Source organism: Rhodococcus phenolicus (assembly GCF_001646785.1).
In the GTDB taxonomy this organism is placed as follows: domain Bacteria; phylum Actinomycetota; class Actinomycetes; order Mycobacteriales; family Mycobacteriaceae; genus Rhodococcus; species Rhodococcus phenolicus.
Genome location: NZ_LRRH01000005.1, coordinates 79,095 through 90,508, shown reverse-complemented (window position 1 = coordinate 90,508; position 11,414 = coordinate 79,095). Strand labels below are relative to the sequence as shown.

Genomic DNA, 11,414 nt, shown 5'->3' with positions numbered 1-11,414 from the left:
TCACGGCTGGCCCCCCAACACGGCTTCGATGTACACCGAGCGATCCATGAGGTTCGCGGCGGCGCGTTCGCTGATGTCGAGCAACGGTCCGGCGAAGACCGTCAGAGCCAGGCCGACCGCGACGAGGCCGATGGTCGGGACCAGCATCGCGAGCGGCATCCTGCCGACGTCGGCGCGGTCGACGAACGCGATGTCCTCGGCGGACTCGTCGATCAGCGCGGACGGTGCGATATCGGCGAGGTCACCTTCCGGGGCGTCGGCGCGGGCCCGCCAGAACGCCTTCGACCAGACGCGGGCGATGACGTACAGGGTGAGCAGGCTCGTGACGGTGCCGCCGGCGACGAGCACCCACGCCAGCGCCGATCCTTCCGCGGCGCCGGCCTGCAGCAACGCGACCTTGCCGATGAACCCGGAGAACGGCGGGATGCCGCCAAGGTTCAGGCCCGGGATCAGGAACAGGATCGCCAGCAACGGGCTCGCCAGGGCCAGACCGCCCAGGCGGCGCAGCGACGACGAACCGGCCTGTCTTTCGATCAGGCCCACCACCAGGAACAGGGTGGTCTGCACGAGAATGTGGTGCGCAACGTAGTACACGGCACCGGTCATGCCGGTCTCCGTCGACAATGCGATACCGAAGATCATGTAGCCGATATGGCTGACGAGTGTGAACGACAGCAGACGTTTGATGTCGTTCTGGGCGATGGCACCGAGGATGCCCACGAGCATCGTGAGCAGACCCGCGATCAGCAGCACGTTGTCGAGTTCGCCGCCCGGGAAGAGCAGCGTGTGCGCCCGGATGATGGCGTACACACCGACCTTCGTGAGCAGGCCCGCGAACACCGCGGTGACCGGGGCCGGCGCGGTCGGATACGAGTCAGGCAACCAGGCCGACAGCGGGAAGACCGCGGCCTTGATGCCGAACGCGACGAGCAGCACCCCGAAGATCGCGGCGCGGATGCCGGAGGGCACGTCGTCCATCCGCACCGCCATGTGCGCCAGATTCAGCGTCCCGGTCGCGGCGTACGCGAAGGCCATGCCGATCAGGAAGACCAGCGACGACACCATCGACACCATGACGTACGAGACGCCGGCACGGACACGGTCCGCGCTCGCCCCCAGGGTCAACAGCACGAACGACGCGGCGAGCAGCACCTCGAATCCGACGAACAGGTTGAACAGGTCGCCGGCGAGGAAGGCGATGTTCACGCCCGCGGTCAGCGCGAGATAGGTGGGCAGGAAGATCGACACCGGCTGCTGTTCGTTGCCGTCGTGGATACCCTGACCCACGGCGAACAGCATGACGGCGAGCAGCACGATCCCCGACACCACCAGCATCAATGCGGCCAGGCGGTCCACCACGAGCGAGATGCCCATCGGTGCCTCCCAGCCGCCGACCTGCAGCACCGCGATTCCGTCGCGGTCGGCGAGGAACAGCAGCAGCCCGGTCACGATGAGCGAACCGGTCAGCGCGGACACCGTGACGAACCGTTGCGCTCGCGGTCGCCGGCCGAGGATCAGGGTGGTCGCGGAGGCGAGCAGCGGGATCAGGACGGGCAGGGGGATCAGTGCGGCCGCGGACAACGTCATCGGCGGTCTCCCTTCGGTGACGAGGAGTCGCTACCACCCGGTGCCTCGGGCAGGTCGTCCCCGTCGGCGGGCACGTGGGTGTATGCCGAGTCGGTCTCGTCGTCGAAGTCGCCGTCGTGCAGGTCCTCGTAGGCCTCGAGGTCCTCGATGTTGGTGAGTGCGTCGAGGGGGATCGGATTGCCCTCGGCGTCGAACGCGTCGCCGCTCTTGCTGGGCTCGCCGGTGAGCGGGTCGTCGGAGCGGTCGCGGTCCGGTGCATCGGCCAGGGCGCGGCGCCGCGACACCTTGGTGTCCTCGGGGTCGTTCTCGACTTCGTCGCGGGCCCGGATCGTGTACGACCGGTAGGTCAGGGCGAGGACGAACGCCGCGATACCCATGGTGATGACGATGGCGGTGAGGATCATCGCCTGCGCCAGCGGGTCCGCCATCGTCTCGTGCAGTTCGTTGGTTGTGCCCACGATCGGAGCGCTGCCCGAGGAACCGCCGAGCGTCAGGATCAGCAGGTTGATGCCGTTCCCGATCAGGAGCAGGCCGAGCAGCATCTTGATGATGCTGCGTTCGAGCAGCAGGTAGACGCCGGTCGCCGTGAGCACCCCGACCGCGGCGAGGAGAGCGATGTTCGCGCTGTTCACCGGGGACCTCCGATCGTCTCGGCGTCGAGTCGTGCCCCGAGGCTGCGCAGTACGTCGAGGACCAGGCCGACCACGATGAGGTACACGCCGAGGTCGAAGAACATCGCGGTGACCAGCTTGATGTGGCCGAGCAGCGGCAACGTCACCTCGATGGTGGCCGACGAGAGCGCCGGCGCACCGAGGAACAGCGACGCGAGCGCCGTGCCCGCCGAGAACGTCAGGCCCAGGCCGAGGATCTTGCCGGCGTCGATGGGTACGGCCTCACCGAGTTCGTACCGGCCGCCGGCCAGGTACCGCAGCACCAGGGCCAGGCCGGCGACGAGACCGCCCGCGAAGCCGCCGCCCGGTGCGTTGTGGCCGGAGAAGAAGAAGTAGACCGACAGCATCATCATCGTCGGGAACACCAGACGGGTGGTCACCTCGAGGATCAGCGAGCGATGCCGCGGATCGATGAAGTCGCCGCCGCGCAGCCAGGTCGTCTCGGTGCTCGCGTTCACGGCGTCGACCTGAGCGGCGGGCGCGTCGGCCACACGTGGTGCCGTCCCGAACCGGCGGGTGCGGAACACCAGGCTCGCGACACCGGTGGCGGCGACCAGCAGCACCGAGATCTCGCCCATCGTGTCCCACGCGCGGATGTCGACGAGCAGCACGTTGACGACGTTCTTGCCGTTGCCCAGGTTGTAGGCCGCGTCCGGGAGCAGCAACGAGATCGGTTCGGCGCTGCGGGCCGCGACCGCGTAGGCGCCGATCGCGGTGACGGCGACACCGACGGCGATACCGAGCAGTGCGCGCGGCAGCCGCTTGCCGACGTCCGCGGTCGGGTCCGCCTCGGCGGGCAGCTTGCGCAGCACCAGCACGAACACGACGAGCGTCACCGTCTCGACCAGGAACTGGGTGAGCGCGAGATCCGGAGCGCCCTGCAGCGCGAACAGGACGCCGAGACCGTAGCCGGTCATACCGACGACCAGGACCGCGGCGAGTCGGTTGCGCAGCACGGTCGCAGCGAGCGCGCCGGCCGAGATGATCAGCACGACCGGGACCTGCCAGGGCGTGTCCCACAGACGGACGGCCGGTGCCGCGTCGGGACCGAACACCAGCAGCAGCACGGTGGGCAGAGCGACCAGGGTGACCAGGATCGTCGCCTGTGTCAGTGGAAGCGAACCGCGCTGGGTCGTACCGGTGAGCCGCATCGACAGGGTGTCCATGCCGCGCAGCGTCGCGTCGTAGATCCGGTCCGCGTTGCCGAGCGGCGGATGCTCGAACCGCAGCCGCGCAACCGTGCGCTGTGCCAGGTACATCGCGACACCGCCGACCACCACGACGCCGGTCAGGGCCAGCGGCAGGGTCAGGCCGTGCCACAACGCCAGGTGATACGGCTGGTCGAGGCTCGACGGCAGGGTGTCGGCGTACGGGCTCAGCAGCGAATCGATCCACGGGGCTGCGAGCCCGCCGGCCAGGCCGCCGGCGGCGAGGACGGACGGTGACGCCAGCAGCAGCGGGCCGGGGGCGTGGAACTTCTGGACGGCGGGGCTGGGGCGCTTGAGTTGCTTGCGCCCGAACGCACCCCAGATGAACCGGATGCTGTACGCCAGGGTCAGGATCGAGCCGGCGACCATCGCGACGATCGTCGCGACCCGTGCCCACGCCGGCAACACGTCCGCGACCAGCACCGATTCGAGCGCGGTCTCCTTGCCGACGAACCCGAGGAAGGGCGGTAACCCGGCCATGCTCATCGCGGCGAGGATCGCGACGATCGCCAGGTACGGCGCCCGCTTGCCCAGATGAGCAAGCTTGCGAATGTCGCGGGTTCCGGTGGAGTGGTCGATGATGCCGACCACCATGAACAGGCACGCCTTGAACAGCGCGTGGGCCACGACCATCGTCATGCCGGCCAGCGCGGCCTCCCGGGTTCCGATGCCGACCAGCATCGTGAGGAAGCCGAGCTGACTGACGGTGCCGAACGCGAGGATCAGCTTGAGGTCGAACGCGCGGAACGCACGCCACCCGGCCAGGAGCATCGACGCCAGCCCGAGCGTGATGACGATCGGTCGCCACGGTGCCGCGTCGGCGAACGCGGGGGCGAGGCGGGCGACGAGGTAGATACCGGCCTTGACCATGGCAGCGGCGTGCAGATAACCCGACACCGGTGTCGGGGCGGCCATCGCTCCGGGGAGCCAGAAGTGCAGCGGGACGACGGCGGACTTGGACAACGCGCCGATGAGTACCAGCACGATTGCGGTGCCGGCCAGCCAGCCGTGCGGGGCGGCCTCGACGACCGCGGACAGGTTGTAGCTGCCGGCCAGCTGCCCGAGGATGATGATGCCGACCAGCATTGCCAGGCCACCGGCGGTGGTCACCAGCAGGGCCTGGGTCGCGGCGCGCCGGCTCGATGCGCGTTCCGCGTAGTGCCCGACGAGCAGGAACGACAGGACCGTCGTCAGTTCCCAGAAGGTGTAGAGCACGAGCATGTTGTCGCTGGTGACGAGCCCGAACATGGCGCCGGCGAACGCGACCATCTCGGCGGCGAAGATGCCGAGGCGCGGTTCGTCGTCGGTGAAGTAGCGCGAGCAGTACAGCAGGATCAGTGCGCCGATGCCCAGGACCAGCACCGACATGATCGAGGCGAGTGCGTCGAATCGCATGTCGATGTCCATCGACACCGTTGCGGCCCACGTGATGTGGAGGGTGACCTCGGTTCCCCAGTTCGCGATCACCCAGCCGAGGCCGGCGAGCGGCACCAGCGACAACGGCAGAAAGGCATTTCTCCCCATGACTCTGACCAGGGGTGGCGCGAGCAGTGCGGCCACCGCGTGGGCGAAGAGTATGGCGAGCAAAAGGCACTCCGTCGGGGTCGGGCCTGGCGGCGGGGTGTAACAGGGTTGCAAGTGTGTGCAGGGGCACACGATCGCATTGTGCGCACGGCACACGATTGCATTGTGCGCACGGCACACCGCCGAAACTAGGGACGCCCCGAACTGCATGCCGTTCGCCAAAAGGGCAAATCGGATTGGTTGCCATACTAACGGGAAACTTCGCATCGTTGCGAACCGGAGGGTGCTCCACCCGTCCCCGAACGTTTCCGTAGGGTGCCGGACATGTCTGCCACACCCGACCGCTCACTCGTCCGCACGGCCGCGCTCGCACTCGTCCGTGACCGCCGGTTGCTGCAGACCCGGTCGGCGGGAGCGTCGGTGTTCTACATGGCGGGCGGCAAGCTCGATCCCGGCGAGAACGCCGAGCAGGCCCTGCACCGGGAGATCCGGGAGGAACTCGGCGTGGGCCTGCGAGAAGTCGCCGAGCTCGGGGTCTTCGAGTCCGTCGCGTACGGCCACCCCGCGGGCACGCGCCTGCACATGACGTGCTTCCACGCCGACCCCACCGGGGAACCGCGCCCGTCCGGCGAGATCGCCGAGCTCGGGTGGTTCACCGTTGCCGAATACGCCGCCCAACCGGAGTTCGCCCCGGGCTCGATGCTCGTCTTCGAGCATCTGCATTCGCTGGGCGTCATCGACTAGACGATCACCGCACCTGCCACGCGCACACCGCCCCGGTCGCCACCAGAGCGCCCACGACGAGCTTCGGATCCGCCGGGATCGACCACACCGCCCCGAGGACCGGAAGCGCCGCGAACGGCAACGACAGCCCGAGTGCCGCCACCGGCGCCGACCCCGGCAACGCGGAGCCGAGTGCGAGGCCCGTGCCCGCCGCCACCAACGCGACCCGCACCAGCAGCGGCCAGCCGTCGCCGGCGAGATCCGGCCACAGTGCCGCGACCGCGGTGGTCACCAGTGCGACCGTCAGTCCCAGTTCGGGGCGCGGCACACGTGGTGCCGCGCGCAGGCCGGCGAGGACCGCGACGATCGCGACCGCCGGGGCCCACCCCGACACTTCCGGTCCGCCCAGCGCCACGACCAGGGGATACGCGGTGACGATCGCGCCGGTCACCGCCATCGGGAAGGCGCCGTCGCCCGGCGGCAGGAAGCGTGCCGCCACTTCCGCGCCGATGACGAGCAGCAGCAGCGCACCCGCGGTGAACAACCACATCCGCACGGTCGACGACGCCGCTTCGGCCGTCACCCGATCGCCGAGCACGCGGTACCCGACGGACAGGGCCAGCGCCGCCCCGGCCGCGACGGTCCACATCCGCGGATCGGCCCGCTGGGCCCGCATACCCGGCTGCGCGACGAGCGCCGCGGCCACGACCGCGATCAGCGTGATCGCGAGCAGCCATTGCGGCACCGTCCAGTGCAGCGACTCGAAGGGTCGCCGGGTACCGGCCACCCCTGCCGCCAGGAACGCCGACCAGCCACCGGCGACGATCGCCCACTGACCGCTCGCACGGCCCCAGGCCGCGGCGACCGCCGCGCCGAGAAGGATGCCCGCGGTCGCGGCGACGACGATCTGCAACGCCGATTGCGTGTCCGCGTTCGCGTCGGACGGCGCCACGTAGCGGACGCTGCCCAGCACCAGCACACACCCGGTGGCGATCGCCCAGCCGGTGCGCCGCGAGCCCGAGTGCTGCAGACCCGCGACCGCGACGACGGCGAGGACCGCCGCGACGATCGGTGTGCTGTCGTCGTGGACGGGTGCGACCGTCACGGCTCCGTCGACCGCGAGGACGACCCCGGCCAGCGCCGCAGCGCACAGACCCGCCAGCGCCGCGAGCGGGGCGTCGACGCGCGCCGCGGTCAGCGTGGCCACGTCAGCGGTTCTCCGCGTATGCCCGCAGGTGCTCGACCTGCGCCGGATCCAGCGACGGTCGCACCGAGGTCCTCGCGGTCGCGACGTCGTCGGCGGTGACCACCGCCGCGTCCACGTTGCGGCGCATCGCGGCGAGCGCCGCCTCCCGCAGCAGCGCCGCACAGTCCGCCGCGGAGTATCCGTCCAGGTCCGCGGCGAGCGACTCGAGATCGACGTCGTCGGCGAGCGGGACGGACTTTCCCGCCGTCTTCAGGATGTCGACGCGGGCCTCGGCGTCCGGCGGCGGCACGAACACGAGGCGTTCGAGCCGGCCGGGCCGCAGCAGTGCCGGATCGATGAGGTCGGGCCGGTTCGTCGCCCCGAGCACCACGACGTCACGCAGCGGTTCGACGCCGTCGAGTTCGGTGAGCAGGGCCGCGACCACCCGGTCGGCCACCCCCGAATCCGAACTCTGGCCGCGGCGCGGTGCCAGCGCGTCGACCTCGTCGAGGAAGATCAGGGACGGGGCCGAGTCGCGTGCCCGGGCGAACAGCTCGCGGACGGCCTTCTCGGACGCGCCCACCCATTTGTCCATCAGTTCGGCGCCCTTGACCGCGTGCACGCTCAGATGCCCGGTGCTCGCCAGCGCACGGACCAGGAAGGTCTTTCCGCAGCCGGGCGGCCCGTACAGCAGCACCCCGCGTGGCGGATCGACGCCGAGCCGCGCGAACGAGTCGGGATGCTGCAGCGGCCACAGCACGGCTTCGGTGAGGGCCTGTTTCGTCTCGGCCATGTCGCCGACATCGTCGAGGGTCACGCTGCCGATCGCGAGTTCCTCCGTACCCGAGCGCGACAGGGGACGGATCACCTCGAGCGCACCGAGCAGATCGTCCTGGGTCAGCACCGGGTCCTCGTCCTCGCGGCTGGCCCGCGACGCGGCCCGCAGCGCCGCCTCCCGGCACAGGGCCGCGAGATCCGCGGCGACGAACCCCGGGGCGCGCGCGGCGATCGCGTCGAGTTTCAGATCCGCGGACGGCACCGCGCGCAACAGCACGTCGAGCAGTGCCCGCCGGGTCGATCCGTCCGGCAGCGGCAGGCTCAGTTCCCGGTCGCAGATGTCGGGGGAACGCAACCGGGAATCGACCGCATCGGGGTGCGCGGTGGTCGCGACCAGCGCGACACCGGGAGTGTCCACGACGCGGCGCAGCACGTCCAGGATCAGCGTGGACACCGGTTCCGGGGTGTCGGGCAGCAACGTGTCGATGTCGGTGACGAGCAGGACACCGTCGGCGGCCACGGCGTCGGCGGCGGCGCTCACGCGGCGGAGCCGTTCGTCTGCGGTGAGTGCACCGACCCCCGGGCCGTCGATCTCCACGACCTTGCGGGGGGTGAGCACCGCCCGGGCCAGTGTGGCCTTGCCGACTCCGGCGGGTCCGGTGACGAGCACACCCAGGTGCGGGGACGCACCGAGGGTGCGCAGCAGTTCGGGTTCGTCGAGGGACAGCTTCAGCCATTCGGTGAGCTTGGCGACCTGGGCCTGCACACCGACCAGGTCTTCCGGCGGCGGCGCGGCGGCGCGTTCGGGTGCCGTGAACGCCGCGGCGGTGTCCGCGAGCGCGGGCGCCTTCCTCGCGGATATGCCGGTGCCCGCCGGTGTCCCGGCGCCACCGCCCCACGTCACCGCGGTGTTCGGCTGCACACTGACCGGGCCGGCCGGGTCGACGGCGGTCACGGTGAGCAGTTCCGACGTCCAGGCGACACCGAACGTGCGCGACAGCGTGCGGGTGGTGTCGGCACTGCTCGTCCCGGGACCGAGGTCGCGGGGGAGCAGCGACACGGCGTCGCCGACGGTCACGACCTTCCCGAGCAGTGCCTGCCGTAGGGTCGCGTCGCCGATCGAGTTGGTGGCCAGCGAGGATCCGGTGACGGTGACCGACCGTGCCCCGTACACGGTGACGGGTGCGACCACGACCGTGGCGTTCTCGCGCAGGCCCGTGTTCGACAGTGTGACGTCGTCGAGCAGGATCGTGCCGGTGGGGGTGCCGGCGGGGGCGAGCCCGGCCACCGCCGACGTGCGGCGCGCACCGACGAGCGCGATCGCATCCCATTCGCGCAGGCCGAGCGCGGTCAGCGCTTCCGGGTGCAGGCGGACGACGCCGCGGCGGGCGTCCGCCGCGGAGGTGTTGAGCCGGACGGTCAGCGCGAGTTCAGCGGTGGTCACCCCGCCGAGCCTAGAGCGTGCTCAGTCTCCGCGCGGGCGTCGCAGCCCGAGGCGCGCCGACGATCGATCCGCGGGTGCCGCCGTGCGACGGATCGCGACGCGGCGGGGACGCAGCGCCCGGTTCTCGGCACGGATCGCACGACGTTCGGACGGCTTGATGTCCCACGTTTCGGGCCGTGCCGCGACCCACCGCTTGGAGCGGACCGCGAACGGGATGTGCACGAGGTACACGCCGACGAGCACGAGCATCAGCACGTACGGGTAGGTCACGAGCGCGGCCGCGGAGAGCGCGACGAGGAACAGCAGGACCACGGCCAGGCGCGGCGGGACCGACACCGACTTCATCGCGAGCGTCGGGATCGTGCTGACGACGAGGGTGGCGGTGAACAGAATCCACACCGCGACCGCCGGGTAGGAGGTCCACCAGCCGTCGCCCCACTGGATGAACGCCGCGACGGGGACGACCGCGATCAGTGCGCCCGCCGGTGCCGGAACCCCGACGAAGTACTCGCGGGCGTACGCGGGGACGGAGTCGTCCTCGAGGAGGGTGTTGAACCGCGCCAGGCGCAGCACGATGCTCACCGCGTACAGCAGCGTGATGATCCAGCCGAACGCGCTGCCGTCGAGCAGCGTCACGTACAGCACGAGCGCCGGGGCGACACCGAAGGAGATGGCGTCGGACAGCGAGTCGAGTTCGGCACCGATCTTGCTGGTGGCGTCGAGCAGGCGCGCGATGCGGCCGTCGAGCGAGTCCAGCACCGCCGCGGCGCCGATCATGCCGAGCGCGGTGCCGAGCTCCCCGTCGAGCGCGAACTTCACCGCCGACAGACCTGCCGACAGCGCCAGCACCGTGATGACGCTGGGCAGCAGCCGCACGGCCTGCGGGCGTCCGCGGCGCTTGCGTTCCGGTTCGGGAGTGTTCAGGGGCGGGGGGTTCACGGCAGCTGGGCGATGACGGTCTCGGCACCGATGGTGCGCTGCCCGCGCTCGACCAGCAGGGTGGTGCCGGCCGGGAGATAGGTGTCGACGCGGGAGCCGAAGCGGATCAGGCCGTAGGTGTCGCCGATCGGCAGGGTGTCACCGACGCCGGCGTCGCAGACGATGCGGCGCGCGAGCAGTCCGGCGATCTGGACCACGGCGACCCGGTGGCCGTCACGGGTCTCGAGCAGCATGCTGTTGCGCTCGTTGACCTCGCTGGCATCCGCGAGATCGGCGGACAGGAACTTGCCGGGCCGGTGCACGACCTCGCGGACGATGCCGCCGACGGGGCTGCGCTGTACGTGCACGTCGAGCACCGACAGGAAGATGCTCACGCGCGGCAACGGTTCGCTGCCCAGGTTGAGCTCGGCGGGGGGCACCGCGGTGTCGACGAGCGCGACCTCGCCGTCGGCGGGCGCCACGACGACGCCGATCCGGTTCGGTGGGACCCGGTGGGGGTGACGGAAGAACGTCGCGGTCGCCGCGGCGGACGCCAGGCCGGCGCGGCGCACCCACTTGCGGTTGCGGCCGAGCGCGGCCACCGCGAGCGGCGCCGCGACGAACGGCAGGCCGGCGGGATGGAGCGGCGGAACCGCCTTGCGGACCAGATCGGCGATGTGCGCGACACCGCTGGTCGGGGGCGTTCCGGGGGGTGTGGGCTTACGTGCCACGGCTCCTCTTACTGTCGCGTTGCGATGTGAGCCGCGGACCGACAGGGCCCGCGGGCTACCACAGCGTACGCGAGCAGTGTCACGCGGCGGCGGGCGTGGTCTCCACCGCGTTCTTCACCCGGGCGAGGGTGGCGTTCATCCCGACGACCATTTCGTCGTCGAACGAGTCGGTTCCGCCCATCGCCAGATTGATCAGGGTCTTCGAAACCTTGCTGGTACCGGTCGGGGCTTCGCGGCGCTGGACGACGCGGGTTCCGGTTTCGGTGGGTTCGAGGACGAACGACCAGATCGTGCGGTTCTCGTTGACGCGGAAGCGGAGTTCGCGGCCCGGTTCGAAGGTGAGGATCTTCGACGTGGTGGGCCAGACGAGCAGGCCCTTGCGATTGATGTTGATCGTGGTGCTGCCGACGCCTGCGGGACCGCCGACGGTCTTCATCAGGCGGCACTGCGGGCTGAACTCCTTCATGCGCCCGAGGTCGCCGAGGACCGCCCACACCTGCTCCGGCGAGGCGGCGATGTCGATCGTGGCTTCGAGGGTTCTGGTCACGTCACTCCCGATGAGTATGTGGTACTTCGCGTTACAAGCAGTACGACCGTATCGTACGTGGACCGACGTGGGAAGAGTCACTGCCTCGTGCCCGCCCG

At 70.5% G+C, this 11,414-nt stretch carries 9 protein-coding genes; 1 reads left to right on the top strand and 8 read right to left on the bottom strand.

Going from position 1 to position 11,414, the window contains the following annotated elements:
• From A8G15_RS02045 to A8G15_RS02035, 3 genes are read right to left on the bottom strand one after another with little or no spacing between them, the layout of a single operon-like run.
• On the bottom strand, positions 1-1,587 hold the full coding sequence (locus tag A8G15_RS02045) for a Na+/H+ antiporter subunit D (protein WP_068154861.1): 1,587 nt from the start codon (positions 1,585-1,587) through the stop codon (positions 1-3).
• The gene (locus A8G15_RS02040) at positions 1,584-2,219 is read right to left on the bottom strand and encodes a Na(+)/H(+) antiporter subunit C (protein WP_068154859.1); all 636 of its coding nucleotides are present in this window, start codon (positions 2,217-2,219) and stop codon (positions 1,584-1,586) included. The genes A8G15_RS02045 and A8G15_RS02040 overlap by 4 nt, the downstream gene beginning before the upstream one ends.
• A complete protein-coding gene (locus A8G15_RS02035; protein ID WP_068154857.1) occupies positions 2,216-5,053 on the bottom strand; it encodes a Na+/H+ antiporter subunit A in 2,838 nt (945 codons plus the stop codon). The genes A8G15_RS02040 and A8G15_RS02035 overlap by 4 nt, the downstream gene beginning before the upstream one ends.
• A 261-nt stretch (positions 5,054-5,314) precedes the next feature.
• On the opposite strand from A8G15_RS02035, the gene A8G15_RS02030 reads away from it, so the two are divergent.
• A complete protein-coding gene (locus A8G15_RS02030; protein WP_068155077.1) occupies positions 5,315-5,734 on the top strand; it encodes an NUDIX hydrolase in 420 nt (139 codons plus the stop codon).
• Between the two features lie 4 nt (positions 5,735-5,738).
• Here the strand turns inward: A8G15_RS02030 and A8G15_RS02025 are convergent, their stop codons facing one another.
• The 5 genes from A8G15_RS02025 to A8G15_RS31010 form a co-directional block, all read right to left on the bottom strand.
• A complete protein-coding gene (locus tag A8G15_RS02025) occupies positions 5,739-6,920 on the bottom strand; it encodes a hypothetical protein (RefSeq protein WP_068154856.1) in 1,182 nt (393 codons plus the stop codon).
• 1 nt (position 6,921) lies between these two features.
• Complete coding sequence (locus A8G15_RS02020) at positions 6,922-9,120, bottom strand: AAA family ATPase (RefSeq protein WP_068154854.1); 2,199 nt, start codon at positions 9,118-9,120, stop codon at positions 6,922-6,924.
• A gap of 21 nt (positions 9,121-9,141) precedes the next feature.
• Positions 9,142-10,044: a CDP-alcohol phosphatidyltransferase family protein gene (locus A8G15_RS02015; protein WP_068155074.1), complete on the bottom strand. Its 903-nt coding sequence runs from the start codon at positions 10,042-10,044 to the stop codon at positions 9,142-9,144.
• 11 nt (positions 10,045-10,055) lie between these two features.
• Entirely contained in the window at positions 10,056-10,769 is a 714-nt protein-coding gene (locus tag A8G15_RS02010; protein WP_068154851.1) for a phosphatidylserine decarboxylase, read from the bottom strand.
• 79 nt (positions 10,770-10,848) lie between these two features.
• Positions 10,849-11,316: an SRPBCC family protein gene (locus A8G15_RS31010; RefSeq protein ID WP_068154850.1), complete on the bottom strand. Its 468-nt coding sequence runs from the start codon at positions 11,314-11,316 to the stop codon at positions 10,849-10,851.
• Positions 11,317-11,414: the final 98 nt, after the last annotated feature.